The organism is Sinorhizobium alkalisoli (assembly GCF_008932245.1).
Taxonomy (GTDB): domain Bacteria; phylum Pseudomonadota; class Alphaproteobacteria; order Rhizobiales; family Rhizobiaceae; genus Sinorhizobium; species Sinorhizobium alkalisoli.
Genome location: NZ_CP034909.1, coordinates 3,068,085 through 3,084,383 on the forward strand (window position 1 = coordinate 3,068,085; position 16,299 = coordinate 3,084,383).

The 16,299-nt window shown below is 64.7% G+C and carries 18 protein-coding genes; 10 read left to right on the top strand and 8 right to left on the bottom strand.

What is annotated here, in order from left to right:
- Nucleotide 1 precedes the first annotated feature (1 nt).
- From EKH55_RS14745 to tsaD, 4 genes are all read right to left on the bottom strand, one after another.
- Entirely contained in the window at nt 2–433 is a 432-nt protein-coding gene (locus EKH55_RS14745; RefSeq protein WP_069458713.1) for an EVE domain-containing protein, read from the bottom strand.
- Between the two features lie 5 nt (nt 434–438).
- The gene (locus tag EKH55_RS14750; RefSeq protein WP_151611691.1) at nt 439–732 is read right to left on the bottom strand and encodes a YciI-like protein; all 294 of its coding nucleotides are present in this window, start codon (nt 730–732) and stop codon (nt 439–441) included.
- A gap of 76 nt (nt 733–808) precedes the next feature.
- Nucleotides 809–1,795 carry an NAD(P)H-dependent glycerol-3-phosphate dehydrogenase gene (locus EKH55_RS14755; protein WP_069458715.1) on the bottom strand — a complete coding sequence of 329 codons (987 nt, stop codon included), beginning with the start codon at nt 1,793–1,795 and terminating at the stop codon, nt 809–811.
- Between the two features lie 10 nt (nt 1,796–1,805).
- Nucleotides 1,806–2,900 carry a tRNA (adenosine(37)-N6)-threonylcarbamoyltransferase complex transferase subunit TsaD gene (gene tsaD / locus EKH55_RS14760; protein WP_151611692.1) on the bottom strand — a complete coding sequence of 365 codons (1,095 nt, stop codon included), beginning with the start codon at nt 2,898–2,900 and terminating at the stop codon, nt 1,806–1,808.
- A 174-nt stretch (nt 2,901–3,074) separates the two neighbouring features.
- On the opposite strand from tsaD, the gene hemC reads away from it, so the two are divergent.
- The 6 genes from hemC (at nt 3,075) to EKH55_RS14790 (ending at nt 9,411) form a co-directional block, all read left to right on the top strand.
- The gene (hemC, locus tag EKH55_RS14765) at nt 3,075–4,004 is read left to right on the top strand and encodes a hydroxymethylbilane synthase (RefSeq protein ID WP_151611993.1); all 930 of its coding nucleotides are present in this window, start codon (nt 3,075–3,077) and stop codon (nt 4,002–4,004) included.
- A gap of 3 nt (nt 4,005–4,007) precedes the next feature.
- Nucleotides 4,008–4,736, top strand: coding sequence for a uroporphyrinogen-III synthase (locus tag EKH55_RS14770; RefSeq protein WP_151611693.1), 729 nt, complete (start codon nt 4,008–4,010; stop codon nt 4,734–4,736).
- Nucleotides 4,737–5,095: 359 nt separating this feature from the next.
- The gene (locus EKH55_RS14775) at nt 5,096–6,367 is read left to right on the top strand and encodes a COG4223 family protein (protein ID WP_151611694.1); all 1,272 of its coding nucleotides are present in this window, start codon (nt 5,096–5,098) and stop codon (nt 6,365–6,367) included.
- A gap of 121 nt (nt 6,368–6,488) precedes the next feature.
- On the top strand, nt 6,489–8,093 hold the full coding sequence (locus EKH55_RS14780; RefSeq protein ID WP_151611695.1) for a heme biosynthesis protein HemY: 1,605 nt from the start codon (nt 6,489–6,491) through the stop codon (nt 8,091–8,093).
- Nucleotides 8,094–8,161: 68 nt separating this feature from the next.
- Nucleotides 8,162–8,644 carry a tellurite resistance TerB family protein gene (locus tag EKH55_RS14785; RefSeq protein WP_151611696.1) on the top strand — a complete coding sequence of 161 codons (483 nt, stop codon included), beginning with the start codon at nt 8,162–8,164 and terminating at the stop codon, nt 8,642–8,644.
- 2 nt (nt 8,645–8,646) lie between these two features.
- On the top strand, nt 8,647–9,411 hold the full coding sequence (locus tag EKH55_RS14790) for a glutamine amidotransferase (RefSeq protein ID WP_069458722.1): 765 nt from the start codon (nt 8,647–8,649) through the stop codon (nt 9,409–9,411).
- Nucleotides 9,412–9,430: 19 nt separating this feature from the next.
- On the opposite strand, the gene EKH55_RS14795 is transcribed toward EKH55_RS14790, so the two are convergent.
- Nucleotides 9,431–10,678 carry an MFS transporter gene (locus EKH55_RS14795; protein ID WP_069458723.1) on the bottom strand — a complete coding sequence of 416 codons (1,248 nt, stop codon included), beginning with the start codon at nt 10,676–10,678 and terminating at the stop codon, nt 9,431–9,433.
- A 129-nt stretch (nt 10,679–10,807) separates the two neighbouring features.
- On the opposite strand from EKH55_RS14795, the gene EKH55_RS14800 reads away from it, so the two are divergent.
- Nucleotides 10,808–11,101, top strand: coding sequence for a YggT family protein (locus EKH55_RS14800; protein WP_106407842.1), 294 nt, complete (start codon nt 10,808–10,810; stop codon nt 11,099–11,101).
- Nucleotides 11,102–11,204: 103 nt separating this feature from the next.
- On the top strand, nt 11,205–11,528 hold the full coding sequence (locus EKH55_RS14805; protein ID WP_151611697.1) for a DUF167 domain-containing protein: 324 nt from the start codon (nt 11,205–11,207) through the stop codon (nt 11,526–11,528).
- A 15-nt stretch (nt 11,529–11,543) separates the two neighbouring features.
- Here EKH55_RS14805 and ppa read toward each other — a convergent pair whose 3' ends face one another.
- Together ppa and EKH55_RS14815 are read right to left on the bottom strand one after the other, a co-directional pair.
- The gene (ppa, locus tag EKH55_RS14810; protein ID WP_069458957.1) at nt 11,544–12,077 is read right to left on the bottom strand and encodes an inorganic diphosphatase; all 534 of its coding nucleotides are present in this window, start codon (nt 12,075–12,077) and stop codon (nt 11,544–11,546) included.
- Nucleotides 12,078–12,404: 327 nt separating this feature from the next.
- Nucleotides 12,405–12,911, bottom strand: coding sequence for a GNAT family N-acetyltransferase (locus tag EKH55_RS14815; protein WP_069458726.1), 507 nt, complete (start codon nt 12,909–12,911; stop codon nt 12,405–12,407).
- A 435-nt stretch (nt 12,912–13,346) separates the two neighbouring features.
- Between EKH55_RS14815 and leuC the strand changes: the two genes are divergently transcribed.
- Nucleotides 13,347–14,756, top strand: coding sequence for a 3-isopropylmalate dehydratase large subunit (gene leuC, locus EKH55_RS14825; protein ID WP_151611698.1), 1,410 nt, complete (start codon nt 13,347–13,349; stop codon nt 14,754–14,756).
- A 346-nt stretch (nt 14,757–15,102) separates the two neighbouring features.
- Nucleotides 15,103–15,639, top strand: a complete 537-nt coding sequence (locus EKH55_RS14835; RefSeq protein WP_069458728.1) for a SixA phosphatase family protein — start codon at nt 15,103–15,105, stop codon at nt 15,637–15,639.
- Nucleotides 15,640–15,711: 72 nt separating this feature from the next.
- On the opposite strand, the gene EKH55_RS14840 is transcribed toward EKH55_RS14835, so the two are convergent.
- Nucleotides 15,712–16,260, bottom strand: a complete 549-nt coding sequence (locus EKH55_RS14840; RefSeq protein ID WP_069458958.1) for a L,D-transpeptidase family protein — start codon at nt 16,258–16,260, stop codon at nt 15,712–15,714.
- Nucleotides 16,261–16,299 lie beyond the last annotated feature (39 nt).

The following is a 16,299-nucleotide window of genomic DNA, read 5'->3' on the forward strand; positions in this document are numbered from 1 at the left end:
ACTACTTCGGCGGATCGTCGAGTCCGCCCATGCGGCAGACCTCGATCCATTCCTCCTCGGTCACCGGCTGCACGGAAAGCCGCATAGAGGTGACGAGCGCCATATTGGCGAGCTTCGGGTTCGCCTTCACCGCCTTGAGCGAAACCGGGAGCGGCATGTCCATGACGGCGCGGATGTCGACGCAGTCCCAGCGCGGATCGCCCTCCGCCGTCGAATCCGGATGCGAAAGGGCGCAGACCTCGGTGATGCCGACGATCTCGAGCCCCTCGTTCGAATGGTAGAAGAAGCCCTTTTCCCCGAGCTGCATCGCCCGCATGTTGTTGCGGGCGAGATAATTGCGCACGCCGGTCCATTCGGTGCCCGCCTCGCCGGCATCCTTCTGCATCTGCCAGGACCACTTGAACGGTTCGGATTTGTAGAGCCAGTACGCCACCCGCCTCAAGCCTCCGGATTGTTGAAGACCCAGTTGTAGGCCTTGACCTCGACATTGGCGAAAAGCCCTGCCTTTGCGTAGGGGTCCGCTTCGGCGATCGCTTTTGCCTCTTCGATCGTCTCGGTCTTGACGATCACGAGACTGCCCGTCGGCTTGCCGTCCTCGCCGAGGAATGGCCCGGCAACCTTGAGAATGCCCCTGGCATTGAGATCCTCGAGATAGGCAAGGTGGTCGGGGCGGGTGTCGAGCCGCAATTGGAGCGCCCCCGGTTTATCCGTGCATAGAAGTGCGAAGAGCATCGTTCCTCCTGAAATTATCGATCGAAGTGATGGAGGCGGAGATCCGCCCAACCGTTTCTCGTTTCGCTCGCGGAAATCATTCCTGCGTGATCGGGCGCGACATCAACTGTTCGAGCGCGGTGCGCACATCGAGCTTGCCGTCGATGATCGCCGCGACCGCCTGTGTGATCGGCATCTCCACGCCAAGCTCGCCGGCCACATGCGCCGCAACGGAGGCCGCAAAGGCGCCTTCGACGAGTTCGCCGCTGCCGTCCGCGCGGCCGTTCCGGCCGAGCGCGATGCCGAAGCGCAGGTTGCGCGACTGGTGGCTCGTCGCCGTCAGCACGAGATCGCCGAGGCCCGACAGCCCGCGCACCGTGTCCGCCTCGCCACCTCTTGCCGTCACGAAGCGCGACATTTCCGCAAGGCCGCGCGCAATCAGCGCCGCGCGCGCCGAATCGCCAAGCCCGGCCCCCTCGACGATGCCGCAGGCGATCGCCAGCACGTTCTTCAGCGCTCCGCCAAGCTGCACGCCGATGCGGTCCGTCGACGGATAGAGCCGGAAGGTCGGTCCGGAAATCGCTGCGGCGAGGTTCTTCGCCAGCGTCATGTCGGATGCCGCGATCACCATTGCCGTCGGCAGGCCCTTGGCAATGTCGGCGGCAAAGCCCGGGCCGGACAGCACGGCGATCCTGTGGCCCGGCAGTTCCTCGTCGAGAACATCCGTGAGAAGCCGGCCCGTCGATTGCTCCATGCCCTTGGCACAGGTCACGATCGTTGCGCCGGCACCGATAGAGGCACCGTAGCTGCGGGCGGCGGCCCTGTGCTCCTGCGACGGCATCGCGAAAAGCACGATATCGGCATCCATGAGCACTGCCGTATCGGCGGAAAATTGAAGCCCCTTAGGCAGCGAAATGCCGGGCAATGCCGCCTCGTTGCGCCCGGTCCGGCGGCATTCCGCGGCCGTTTCCTCCCGGCGTGCGAGCAAGAGGACGTTGGCGTTCGCCCTTGCCGCCGCGACGGCGGCGAGCGCCGTTCCGAAGGCGCCCGCGCCGATGACCACGATCTTGGGATTGCCGCTCATTTTCCGTCCATCATGCCTTGGCGCCGCGCTTGCCGGAGCCGATCAATGCCTGGGCCCCGCCGTCGAGCGGCCAGCGTGAGCGCGGCGCGACCTCGAACCCGTCCGCAGGCAGCCCCGCCGCCAGCCTTTCCGCCCCCGCCCAGGCGATCATTGCCGCATTGTCCGTGCAAAGCTGGAGCGGCGGCGCAACGAAGCGAAAACCGTGCGCGTCGCAAAGCGCCTGGAGCGTCGCTCTCAGCGCCTGGTTGGCGGCCACGCCGCCGGCGACGACCAATGCGGGTTGAGCGACCGACGAATAGTCTTCTTTGAAGCGCTTGAGCCCGCGGCCGACGCGGTCCTTGAGCGTGCGCGAGATCGCGCGCTGGAACGAGGCGCAGATATCTGCGATATCGTTCTCGGTCACCGGCTCCAGCGATTGCGCCGCCTGGCGGACGGCTGTCTTGAGGCCTGAGAAGGAGAAATCGAGCCGGGCGTCGCCGACGAGCGGCCGCGGAAAATCGAAGCGCTCAGGATCGCCGGCCACCGCCGCCCGCTCGACCGCCGGCCCGCCGGGATAGGGAAGGCCGAGCAGCTTCGCCGTCTTGTCGAAGGCTTCGCCGAGCGCGTCGTCGATCGTCGTGCCCCAGCGCTCGTAGTCTCCGACGCCCTTCACCAGAATCAGCTGCGTATGGCCGCCGGAGACGAGTAGCATGAGATATGGAAAGGAAAGCCCATCCGTCAGCCGTGCCGTCAGCGCATGGCCTTCGAGATGATTGACGGCATAGAGCGGCTTTCCCGTTGCCCGGGCAATCGCCTTGCCGGTCATCAGCCCGACGATCAGCCCGCCGATCAGGCCGGGACCACTCGTCGCGGCGATCGCATCGATGTCCTTCAGCGTCACGCCGGCGCGCAAAAGCGCTTCCTCGATCAGCGTGTCCAGCGCCTCGACATGGGCGCGCGCCGCGATCTCCGGCACCACGCCGCCATAGGCGCTATGCTCTTCCAACTGGCTGAGCACCACGTCGCCCAGAATCCGGCCGCTGCCCTTCTCGTCGCGCAGCACGACCGAAGCCGCGGTCTCGTCGCAGCTTGTCTCTATGCCGAGGATGCGCAGGGGCGTGGACATACGTCGTCTACTCAATGATTGCGGTCGCGCCGAAAGGTGGGTACACCGAACTCGACAGCGCCGCGCTTCTTTCAGCCCGCCAAATGACGCTGTAACGCTTTGAAGTGCTGCATGGTTTGATCCCTGAAAAGAACCCTATTCAGGGAACCACGCAGTAACAATGGATGACCGATGATGCAAACGAAACCTTTCCGCATCGGCACGCGCGGCAGTCCGCTGGCGCTGGCCCAGACCCAGGAAACGCGCGACCGGCTGGCCGCCGCCCATGGCCTGCCGCCGGAAATGTTCGAGATCGTCGTCCTCTCGACGAAGGGCGATCGGATCACCGACCGCTCGTTGGCGGAAATCGGCGGCAAGGGCCTGTTCACCGAGGAGCTCGAGCAGCAGCTCCTGTCCGGCGAACTCGACTTCGCCGTACATTCCTCGAAGGACATGCCGACGAAGCTTCCCGATGGGCTCACCCTCTCCGCTTTCCTGCCGCGCGAGGACATTCGCGACGCCTTTATCGGCCGCACGGCGGCGAAACTCGTCGACCTGCCGCAAGGCGCAACCGTCGGCTCCTCGTCGCTGCGCCGCCAGGCGCTGATCCGGCGCCTCAGGCCCGACATCAACGTCATCACCTATCGCGGCCAGGTCGAGACGCGGCTGCGCAAGCTTGCCGAGGGCCAGGTCGACGGCACCCTGCTCGCCTATGCCGGGCTGAAGCGACTCGGCATGACGGACGTGCCAACCGAACTGCTCGATCCAGAAGAGTTTCCGCCGGCGCCTGCCCAGGGCGCGATCTGCGTCGAGAGCCGCATCGGCGACGACCGCGTCGACACCCTGCTGGCGGCGATCGACGACAAGCGCACCCATCAGGCGGTTTCCTGCGAGCGCGGTTTCCTGGCGACGCTCGACGGCTCCTGCCGCACGCCGATAGCCGGCTATGCCGTATCCGAGGGCTCGCATATCCGCTTTGCCGGCATGATCCTGACGCCTGACGGTGCCACCTGCCACCGCATCGAAATCGAGGGCAAGGCGACCGAGGCGACAGAGCTCGGGCGCAGGGCCGGCGAAGAGGTCCGGGCCAAGGCGGGCCCCGGCTTCTTTTCGAGCTGGACCTGATCCGTGCGCCTGCTCGTGACCCGCCCGCAGCCGGCCGCCGAGAGGACGGCGCGGAAGCTGGAAGCGCTGGGACACGAAGTGGCCGTCCTGCCGCTAATGCAGGCGCAACATTACCCCGACGCTCTCGAGGCGTCACTCGATCGGCGCCACGATGCCCTCGCCGTCACCAGCGCCGAGGCCATCCGGGCTCTCGCCACGCTCGGCCCGGCACTTGACCCCCATCTGGCAACACCGCTCTTCGCGGTCGGCGAAGCAACCGCACGCACCGCCGCAGCGCTCGGCTTCACCGATATTCGCATCGGGCCGGGAACCGGTGAGGCGCTCGCCGCCCGGATACCCCCGGAAACCGGAACGCTCGTCTATCTCGCCGGCGCCCCGCGTGCCCTCGGCTTCGAGCAGGTGCTGACCGAGAGGAAGGTCAAGCACGTGACCGTCGAAAGCTACCGAATGGTTCCCATCGCCTACGGGCCGCAAATCCTGCCCGATCTCCTGCGTGGCGGCTCTTTCGACGCGGTGCTTCTCTATTCGCGTCAGACGGCGCGGCACTTCGCCACGCTGCTTGCGGAAGGCGGCCTCGATGCGGCGGCTTTCTCCGGGCGCTATCTCTGCCTGAGCGCGGCAGTTCAGGACGAGCTGCCGTCCGGCGCCATTGCCGATGTCGCCGCGGCGCCCGACGAGGAGCATCTGTTTGAGCTGCTTGGAAACGGAGAGAGAAGCCTGCCGCCCGCCTGATGCATGTCACTCGGGTCAGTGCAATGGTTTGGTCAACGGCATGCACGGAAGCGCGTGGCACGCTATGGGCGGAATCAGCAAAGCCGACGCCGATTTTCCGGCGGACTTTCGGGACCCGCGTAAGGTCATCTGGGCAGGTTTCGAAAGAGCGTGCCGCGGTTTCGCGATTAGAGCCTGGCAAGCAAGCAGCATTCGCGGAGTCCTCACGAAATCCTGCTTCGGCGCGAAAACGGAACTCGGGGCTTTCCCTGCAGCGCTTCCCTGATTAGGTTTGGTTGTGAGCGGGACAAGGAATACGGGACTGGCCGCCGCTCCGACGAAGAATTTGCCAAAAGGCGAGAAAACGCGAAGGGATCACCATGGTATCGGAAAAGCCGCCGCGCCGGTCGAAACCGGACAAGGAACCGTTGACGATCGACCTCGAGGCGGAACGGACGGTGACCGAAGCTGGCGCTGACGCTGATCGGGAGCCGGTCACCGACGAGCCGGCGGCCTCGAGCCGGACGCCCGTCCAGGACGAGGCGGAGCGCCCTGAGACAGAGCACGAAGGGACAGGGGACCGGGAGGCAGAGCGCCAGGAGGAAGCGGAGGCGGAACGGGCCGCCGCGGCCGCCGCCGCCTTCGACGAGGAGCCTCCGCACTTGGACAATACGGCGCCATCGGAAACCAGGACCAGACGGCCGTCCGCTTCCGGCGCGCTCGCCGCCGGCATCCTCGGCGGTCTGGTGGCGCTTGCCGGCGCCGGGGTGCTGCAATATGCCGGCTACCTCCCCGCTCTCGGACCGGAACGCGGCAACGGCACGGCGGAGCAGGAACTCAGGAGCGAAATCGAGGCCGTGAAGGCGGAGCTTCAAGCCCGGCCGCAGCCGGCACCGGTCGACATCGCTCCCCTGGAGGACCGCGTCGCGGCGCTGGAACAGACGCCCGCGACGCCGGCTGGCGAGGGTGCGCCGGCCGTGGCGGCTCTTCAGGCCGAGGTCGACAATCTGACCCAGGAAATCGCCACGCTGAAGAGCGGCCTCGCCGACGCCAGGCAGACCGCGGAGACCGAAAGATCCGAACTGGCGGCCCGCATCGATCAGGCGGAGCAGAAGCTGAATGAGCCGGCTAACGATATCCGGATGGCAAAGGCCGTTGCCATCACGGCGCTCAAGACGGCGATCGATCGCGGTGGACCTTTCCTCGCCGAGCTCGATCAGCTGCGCAGCGTCGCGCCGAAGGATGAGACGGTGACGGAACTGGCCGACGACGCCCCGACGGGTGTTGCCACGCGCACGCAATTGCGGACGGAATTCCCGGCGGCAGCCTCGGCGATGCTGGACGCGCTCATCCAGCCCGCTCCGGACGAGGGAATTTTCGACCGCCTCGTTTCGAGCGCGATGTCCGGCATCCGGGTGCGTCCGGTGGGCAGCGTCGAAGGCGACACGCCGGAAGCGGTAATCGCCCGCATCGAGGACAAGCTCGACAATGGCGATCTCAAGGGCGCGTCGCTCGAATGGGCCAATCTTCCCGAGGCCGCGAAGTCCGCCGGGCAGGCGTTCAAGGGGAAGCTCGACCGGCGGCTGCATGTCGAAACGGTCATCGATGCCGCCATGGCCGAGGCCATGGCGCGCAGCGGCACGCAAGGCTAGCGCATCGGCCCGAAAATCCTGACCGATTTTCGGAAAGCCCGATGCGCAGATTTAAAGCGTTACAGCGTCCTTTGCGCGTCTGATGGGACGCGCGGCGCCGTAAGGGAAGAAAGAAGACTACATGATCCGGATACTGTTCTTCATCCTGCTCGTCCTCGCTCTCGCCCTCGGCTTTGCCTGGCTTGCGGACCGGCCGGGCGAGCTTTCGCTGATCTGGCAGGGACAGCTCATCGAAATGAGCCTGATGCGAGCGGCCACCATCCTGATCTCGCTCTTTGCGCTGGTCCTCATCACGATCTGGCTGGTCCGGGCGATATGGCTGTCGCCGCACACCGTCACCCGCTATTTCCGCGCCCGCAAGCGCGACCGGGGTTACCAGGCGCTTTCGACCGGGCTGATCGCCGCCGGCGCCGGCGACGCCATTCTCGCCCGCAAGATGGTGAGCCGGACGCGCAGCCTGATCCGGGTGGACCAGGAGCCGCTGATCCACCTGCTCGAGGCGCAGACGGCACTGATCGAGGGCCGGCATGACGACGCGCGCCGGAAATTCGAACAGATGGCGGACGACCCGGAGACGCGCGAACTCGGCCTGCGCGGGCTTTACCTCGAGGCCAAGCGCCTCGGTGCCCATGAGGCTGCCCGCCAATATGCCGAGCGCGCCGCCGAGAAGGCACCGCATCTGGCCTGGGCCACGCTCGCGACGCTTGACGATCGTAGCCAGGCGGGCCGATGGGACGAGGCGATCCGTCTCCTCGACCAGAGCCGCTCCGCCAATGTCCTCGGCAAGAAGGAGGCGAACCGGAAAAAGGCCGTACTGCTGACGGCACGCGCCATGGGCAAGCTCGAAGCGGATCCGAAATCGGCGCGCGACGACGCGCTGGCGGCGCTGAAGCTCGAAGAGCGGCTGGTGCCGGCGGCGCTGATCGCCGCCAAGGCACTGTTTCGCGAAGACAATCTGCGCAAGGGGGCCACGATCCTCGAAAGAAGTTGGAAGCTGGAACCGCATCCCGAGGTGGCGCGCCTTTACGTGCGGGCACGCGGTGGCGATACCGCGCTCGACCGGTTGAAGCGTGCGAAGAGGCTCGAAACCTTGCGCGGCAACAACGCCGTTGCGCTGGCGACCGTGGCCGAGGCGGCGCTCGAGGCGCGCGAACTCGACCTTGCCCGGCAAAAGGCCGAGGCCGCCGCCCGGCTCGCGCCGGCCGAGAGCATCTTCATGCTGCTTGCGGATATCGAGGAGGCGGACACCGGCGACGAGGGCCGCATCCGCCACTGGATGGCGCAGGCGCTGCGCAGCCCGCGCGATCCGGCCTGGACCGCCGATGGGGTGATTTCACCCTCCTGGCTGCCGGTCTCGCCGGTCAGCGGCCGGCTCGATGCCTTCGAATGGAAGGCGCCGCCAACGCAGCTTGCGGCCACGACGGAAGAGGGCCGGCCGGACCCCGACGCGGCAATCCGCAGCCTGCCACCGGTGGCGCCCGGGATACCGGCGGCCGCAGCCGAACCGCCGGAGCCCACGGAAGCGGAGGCGCCGGCTGCGCCGGCCGAAGCCGAGGCGCCGATCGAATTGCCGGAGCGAAAGGAACAAGCCGCAGCGCCGGCCGAGAGTAAGGAGCCGGTCGGCGACGAGGAACCGGCCCCCTTCTTCGGCCGTCGTCCGGACGATCCGGGCGTTCGCGACTCCATGGCAGGGGACAGGGACAAGGCCAATTTCCGGCTTTTCTGAAGACTGGCGCGGAGATTTCTCCGCTCTAGCTATGGATCTGATGTTTCGACGGGCTATGGGCATAAGAGATGTTTGAACGGTTTCGAGCCTTCCTCGAGGGGCTGACGGGTTCGGCTGCTCAGATCGAAAGGGGCGATCCCCGCGTTGCCGTCATCGGGCTTTGTTTCCAGGTGATGGAAGCGGACGGGAAGATCCGCTTTTCCGAGCGCCGCAAGATGCGGGCGATCATCAAGGAGTACTATCAACTCGACGACAGCGCCCTCAATGCCCTGGTGGCGGCCGGCGAAACGGCGGAAAGCGAGGCGATCGACTTTTACCAGTTTACCGCCGAGATCAAACGCCACTTTGCGGAGGAACAGCGCGTTGAGCTCGTCGGCATGCTCTGGGACATTGTCTATGCCGATGGCGCGCGTAGCGAGATGGAGGACCACGTGATCTGGCGGATCGCCGATCTTCTCGGCGTTTCGGGGCGCGACCGTGTCTTGAAGCGGCGGGAAGCCGCCGCCAGGATCGACGGGGAGGAGGCCGCAAGCGAGCAACAGGAAGGCTGACGATGCCGCGAGAGGGCTGCGACACCAAGAAACCGATCCTCATCATCCTCCATCAGGAGCGCTCGAGCGCCGGACGTGTCGGCCATATCCTCGAGCAGAAAGGCTTCAGCCTCGATATCCGCCGGCCGGCGCTCGGCGACGATCTGCCGCCGACATTGAGCGACCATTCGGGCACGATCGTCTTCGGCGGGCCCATGAGCGCGAATGATGAGGAGGAGTTCGTTCGGCGCGAAATCGACTGGCTGTCGGTGCCGTTGAAGGAGAACAAGCCCTATCTCGGGATCTGCCTTGGTGCGCAGATGCTCGCCCGCAATCTCGGCGGCAAGGTTGCGCCCCATCATGAGGGCATGACCGAGATCGGCTGGTACCCGCTCAAGGCCACGGAAGTCGGCCGGGCGCTGATCGACTGGCCGGCCATGGTCTACCATTTTCACCGCGAAGGCTTCGATCTGCCGAAGGACGCAGAGCTGCTGGCGACCGGCGATACCTATCCGAACCAGGCCTTCCGCTATGGCAACAATGCCTGGGGCATCCAGTTTCACGGAGAGCTGACGCGGGCGATGATGCATCGTTGGGTCGTCCACGGCGCCCACCGCTTCGTGCTGCCTGGCGCCCAGATGGGCAAGGCCCATCTCGACGGTCGCATGCTCCACGACCGCCCCTTGCGGACCTGGATGGAGAATTTCCTGGAGCTCATCTTCCTGCGCGGCGGCAAGACGGAGAAGCCGCCGCAACGGCAGGGAGCCTCCAGTCAGGTAAGGATGTAGACAGGTTGCTCACCGCAGCTCAAACGCTCCGGTGCTCCGCCGGCACGTCGAGCGTGTCGATCTTGCGCAGTTGCGGAAAACCGATCGCCCAAAGAACCGATACGAGCAAGGTGCCCATGCCGCCGAAGACGACGGCGAAGACGGAGCCGAAGCCTGAAGCCATCATTCCGGCCCGGAATTCGCCAAGCTCGTTGGAGGCGCCGATGAACACCATGTTGACGGCATTCACGCGGCCGCGCAGTTCGTCCGGGGTCCAGAGAGTGATCAGGATCTCGCGCACGTAGACGGAAATCATGTCCGCAGCCCCCATGACGATGAGCGCGGTGATCGAGATCCAGGCCGTCGTGGAAAGGCCGAAAACGATGGTGGCAAGACCGAAAAGCGCGACGCCGGTGAACATATAGAAGCCGGCGCGGTTTCGAATGGGGTGGGCGGCGAGCCAGATGGCCATGCCGACGGCGCCGATGCCCGGCGCGGCGCGCAAAAGTCCGAGGCCCCACGGCCCGAGCGCCAGAACGTCGCGTGCGAAGACCGGCATCAGCGCCACTGCGCCGCCGAGCAGGACGGCGAAGAGGTCGAGCGAGATCGCTCCGAGCACCACTTTTTCGGCCCTGATATAGCGGAAGCCGGCGGTGATCGTCTGCCAGCTCTGCCCCGCTTGCGCCGAACGCTGGGCGGGTTTCGGCACCGCCAGCACCATGAGCGCCGCCGCGGCGAAGAAGCAGAGACTGACCGTATAGGGCACCGTCGGACCAAGTCCGTAGATCAACCCGCCCACCACCGGCCCGACGATCGTCGCCGTCTGCCAGGACGAGGAATTCCAGGCAATCGCATTCGCCAGGTCTTCGGCCGGCACGAGATTGGGCGCCAGCGACTGCGAGGCCGGTGCAAGAAACGCCCGCTCGATGCCGAAGACGATCAGGATCGCATAGACCGGCCAGGGCGAAAACAAGCCCGTCACCGTCAGTGCCAGGAGGGCCGCGGCACAGAGCGTGCTGAGCAACATGCAGAGCCCCATGATGACGCGGCGATTGTAGCGATCCGCCACGCTGCCGGTGACGAGGATGAGGACGAGCGAGGGCAGGAACTGGAAGAGACCGATGAGCCCGAGCGCGAAGGGGTCGCGGGTCAGGTCGTAGATCTGCCAGCCGACCGCAACCGACATGATCTGGACGGCAAAATAGGCGAGGAAGCGGGAGAGGAAATAGCGCCGGTAGCCGACATGCCGGAAGGCGGCGAAGCGATGCGCAGCATAATCGGCCGACATGGTGAAAGCACTCCTCGGAGAGACCTGGAGGCCGGCGCCGTTAAACATGACGGAGCCCGGCGAAGCGACGTACTTGCCCGTTTAGTTCCCAATGTCTACATGTCTGTCAACTACGAATTGGAGACCGGCATGCTCGCAGTCATCGCAACCTTGAACCTCATCATCAATATCGCCTGGTTCCTGATCATCGCATCGGCCATCTTCTCCTGGCTCTACGCATTCAACGTGATCAATGTGAACAATCAGGCGATCAACATGATCGGCCGATCGCTCTATCAGTTGACCGAGCCTCTTTACCGGCCGATCCGCCGGTACCTGCCGGACATGGGCGGCATCGATCTGTCGCCGCTGATCGTTCTGGTGATCCTCTATTTCATCTGGTATTTCCTGAACACGACCGTCGCTTCGGCGCTGCTCGGCTAGCGCATGGCCCGAAAATTGTACCCAATTGTCGGGAAGCTCGATGCGCAGATTCAAAGAGTTACAGCGACCTTTGCGCGTCTGAAAAGACGCGCGGCGCTGTAAGGTGACGCACGGCGCCCTCACGAGTTTCGGGGACCATGCGCGCCTTACCGTGCGGCTGACGCCGAATGGCGGGCGCGACGCGGTCGACGGCTTCGCGACGGCGGCCGACGGAGAGGAGCACCTGAAGGTCAGGGTTCGCGCCGTGCCGGAGAAGGGCAGGGCGAACCAGGCACTGATCGCGCTCCTTGCCAAGACGCTCGGCGTGGCGAAGAACAGGATTTCGCTTCTTTCGGGAGACACGCAGCGCAAAAAAATCCTCCGGATCGAAGCCAATCCGGAGGAAATCGAGAACCGTCTTGCCGAGATCGTCGGCGAGACGAAATAGTTGCTACTTCGCTTGTTACTTCTGCGCCTTGGCGCGTTCGATCGCCTCGACGATCAGCTGGCGGGCGACGCTCGCATCCTTCCAGCCGAAGATCTTCACCCACTTGCCGGGCTCCAGGTCCTTGTAGTGCTCGAAGAAGTGCTCGATCTGCTTGAGCGTGATTTCCGGCAGATCGGTATAGTCGTCCACCTTGTCGTAGCGCTTGGTGAGATGTCCCGACGGCACGGCGATGATCTTCTCGTCCTTGCCGGAATTGTCTTCCATCATCATCACGCCGATCGGGCGGACATTGATGACGCAGCCCGGCACCAGCGGCCGCGTGTTGCAGATGAGCACGTCGATCGGATCGCCATCATCGGAAAGGGTGTGCGGCACGAAACCGTAATTGCCCGGATAGGTCATCGGCGTGTAGAGGAAGCGGTCGACGACCAGCGTGCCGGCTTCCTTGTCCATTTCATACTTGATCGGATGCCCGCCGACCGGGACTTCCACGATCACATTGACATCTTCCGGTGGATTCTTTCCGATGGAAATCGCGTCGATCCGCATGAGCACCTCCAGGGTAACAGAAAAATCGCCCCGTCGGATAAAGGGAAACATGCCGCATTGCAACATGACTTTCGTCCGAGGGATGGAATTGCTCTACGGCGCAGCGCGTCCTGTCAGACGCGCAAAGTCGCTGTAGCGCTTTGGCTTGCTGCCTGTCTTTGTCCTTAAATCGAGGTCGATTTAGGGAGACATGCAGAAGGAGACATGCAGTAGGCAGCCCCCGCGGCTAAATAGAGGCACGTCGGAAAATTTCCCGGTCACCCTGAGAGAGAGAGAGAGAGAGAGAGAGAGAGAGAGAGAGAGAGAGAGACACGCGAAAAGGCGCGCTCACGTCCAGACGAAGCCGACCTTCTTCAGGTGCTTCTCGCCGAAATCCTCCATGCCCTCGGCAATATCGCGGCCGCCGGCCGACTGGAAGAAATGATAGGCCTGGTCGCTGTCCTCCAGACACCAGACCACGACGCCCTCGCAGCCGAGCGATTTCAACAGGCTCCGGGCCTCCCCGAACAGCACCCGCCCGAGGCCCATGCCCTGATATTCGGGGCGAAGATAGATCTCGTAGATCTCGCCTTCCTGCGGCAGCGCCCGCGCGCGGCTCAGGCCGAGCGTCGCATAGCCGGCTATCGTTCCCGCGACATCGATGACGAGCAGTGTCGCCGGTCCCCGCGTGGCTTTGCGCCACCACGTTTCGTCGCGGCGATTGACCATCCGGATCAGCGGGCGGTGCGGGATCAGGCCGCCATAGGCCTGCAGCCAGGAAGCGCGATGAACGTCGGCGATCGCCGCCGCCTCGCGTGGCTCCCCGGGCCTGACCTCGATCGAAACAGTCTTCATGACTCGACTCTAAACATACGGTGCGGCGAACCGGAATCCCGCCCAAGCCGCTGCGCGGCGTTAACCCACAGGCAACTTTGACGGCACCCAATGGAAGGTTAACGCCTTTTTAACTTTATCCGCAACCCGGCCGCAAAAGACACACACAGCAAAATCGGGGACGCCCGAACCGGGGAAGCGATGCGGTCCGCCGCGATCACGCCGATTGCGAAACCATCGGAAAATTGATATGAGCACCGGCCATGGAATCCAAATTCGGATGTCGCGAACAGCAAATCGTCGTGCTGCAGGACCACAAGCGTCTGCCGGCACGCTTTTTCGCGCGTGTTTGCGGCGCGCTTACGAGCCGCCTATCCTGATCGCTCGATCAGTCATGTTTCCGGCCGCACTGCCGCCGGCTTTTTCGTATTCTGACAATTCGATGGACATATCGCCATGAGCGCACCGCGTACCCTCTATGACAAGATCTGGGACGACCATCTGGTAAGCAGCCAGGACGACGGCACCTGTCTTCTCTACATCGACCGTCATCTCGTCCACGAGGTGACCAGTCCGCAGGCCTTCGAAGGCCTGCGCATGGCCGGCCGCAAGGTCCGTGCACCGGAAAAGACGCTCGCCGTCGTCGACCACAACGTGCCGACCTCGCCGGACCGCCACCTCGGCATCAAGAACGAGGAAAGCCGCATCCAGGTCGAAGCGCTCGCGAAGAACGCCGCCGATTTCGGCGTCGAATATTATTCCGAGAACGACAAGCGCCAGGGAATCGTGCACATTGTCGGCCCCGAGCAGGGCTTCACACTGCCGGGCATGACGATCGTCTGCGGCGATAGCCATACGTCGACGCATGGCGCCTTCGGCGCGCTCGCGCACGGCATCGGCACCTCGGAAGTGGAGCACGTGCTGGCGACGCAGACACTGATCCAGAAGAAGGCGAAGAACATGCTGGTGCGCGTCGACGGGCAATTGCCGCCCGGCGTCACCGCCAAGGATATCATCCTCGCCATCATCGGCGAGATCGGCACGGCCGGCGGCACCGGCCACGTCATCGAGTTCGCCGGCGAAGCGATCCGTTCGCTGTCGATGGAAGGCCGCATGACCGTCTGCAACATGACCATCGAAGGCGGCGCCCGCGCCGGCCTGATAGCACCGGACGAGACGACCTTCGCCTATATCAAGGACCGGCCGCGCGCGCCCAAGGGCAAGGCCTGGGACATGGCGCTCGACTATTGGAAGACGCTCAACACGGACGAAGGCGCCCATTACGACCGCGTCGTCGTGCTCGATGCCGCCAACCTGCCGCCGATCGTCTCCTGGGGCTCGTCGCCGGAGGACGTCGTCTCCGTCCAGGGCGCCGTGCCCAACCCGGACGACATCCAGGATGAGACGAAACGTACGTCGAAGTGGCGCGCGCTCGACTATATGGGCCTGAAGCCGGGCACCAAGATCACCGATATCGCCATCGACCGGGTGTTCATCGGCTCCTGCACCAATGGCCGCATCGAGGATCTGCGCGCCGTCGCCAAGGTCGTCGAGGGCCGCAAGGTCGCCCCGACCGTTTCGGCGATGATCGTGCCGGGCTCCGGCCTCGTGAAGGAGCAGGCGGAAGCGGAAGGCCTCGACAGGATCTTCAAGGAAGCGGGCTTCGACTGGCGCGAGCCCGGCTGTTCCATGTGCCTGGCGATGAACGACGATCGGCTGAAGCCGGGCGAGCGCTGCGCCTCCACCTCGAACCGCAATTTCGAGGGACGTCAAGGCTTCAAGGGGCGCACGCATCTCGTCTCGCCGGCAATGGCTGCGGCGGCTGCGGTGGCGGGCCACTTCGTCGACATTCGCGAGTGGAAATAGCCTCTTCGGCTTCGCTCGCTTTTGCAGCGCCGCGTCCTTTGGGACGCGCAAAGGACGCTAGCGCATCGGCCCGAAAATCGTATCCGATTTTCGGAAAGCTCGATGCGTAGATCCAAAGAGTTACAGCGACCTTTGCGTGTCTGAAAAGACGCGCGGCGCTGTATGGTGGCCGCCCCTCGGGGCGGCCTTCTGTTATTGCCTTTGCGGACATCCGTGGAAGACAAGGCTGCGCAACGGTGCGACAATGTGGTTCATGTCGCCCGAAACAGGAACTGTCCCGGGTCGGCGACATGCATCACAAAATGACCTGATGCGTCAGGCCCGCCAACGACACATGAAGAGCGCCATGTCCGATCGCCCCTTGCCGCCAAAGCGCCGCCTCATGCTGCTGCGTCACGCCAAATCCGATTGGCCGGAGGGCGTGGCCGATCACCGCCGACCCCTTGCGGAGCGCGGACGAAGGACGGCGCCGGTCATCGGCGCCTATATGGCCGAGCACGGGCTCGTCCCGGACCTCGCGATCGTCTCGACCGCGCGGCGCGCGCAGGAGACCTGGGAGATCGTCTCCGAGGCACTGCCGGTAAGCGTCGCAGCTCGCGATGCCGTCGGGATTTACGAGGTGGCGGCACCGGCCATACTCAAGGTCATACGCGACGTGGAACCTTGGGTCAGCTGCCTTCTGCTCGTCGGACATAATCCGGGAATGGCGGAACTGGCGCTGCTGCTCGCCGGCGGCGGCGAAGATTTACCGCGCCTCCGGGAGAAATTTCCGACGGCCGGGCTGGCCGTCATCGATTTCGACGTCGGCAAATGGTCGGATGTGGCACCCCGCAAAGGCCGCCTTGTCCGCTTCGTCACACCGCGCCTGCTCGATGCGAAATGACCGCGGCGCCAGCCGTCTATCTGCAGCGGCCTTTGCGCGTCTGAAAAGACGCGCGGCGCTGTGAGGAGAGCGTCAGAGAACCTTCACCACCGTGCCCCGGCGCATGTGGCGGAGCAGCCGTTTCATCGCCGGCAGGTTGACGGCAACGCAACCCTGCGTCGGCTCATAGCCGGCGCGGATGAGATGGAAGAAGATAGCGGAACCCAGATGGCGGCGTCGGGACGAGATGTTCCAGTCCATGACGAGACAGACATCATAGAGCCCATCGTCCCGCATCATCGCCTCGTGACTCGAGGAAAACGGAGCCCTGACCGGCCGGTTGTAGCAGGCATGCTTCGCAGCGTCGCACCAAAGCATGTCGCCTCGGGTCGACAACAGCGGCAGGCGCGTCGGCGGCAGGCGAACGCGATCCCGCCGTACATAGCCGCCGATCAGCCTCATCGACCCGCGCGGCGTCGCGCCATCGCCTTCGCGCTTGAGGGAGCTCACGCCGCTTCGTCCGATCGCCGCCTCGACGGTGCTGCCGCCGAATTGCACGAGCGCCCGCCTGCGGTCGCGCGGCGCCGCTCTCACGAGGATCACCGATTTTTCCGACCGCGCTTCCGACTTTTTCTTGCGCATCATCCTCACGGTTTATTGCCTACAGCGCCGCGCGTCTTA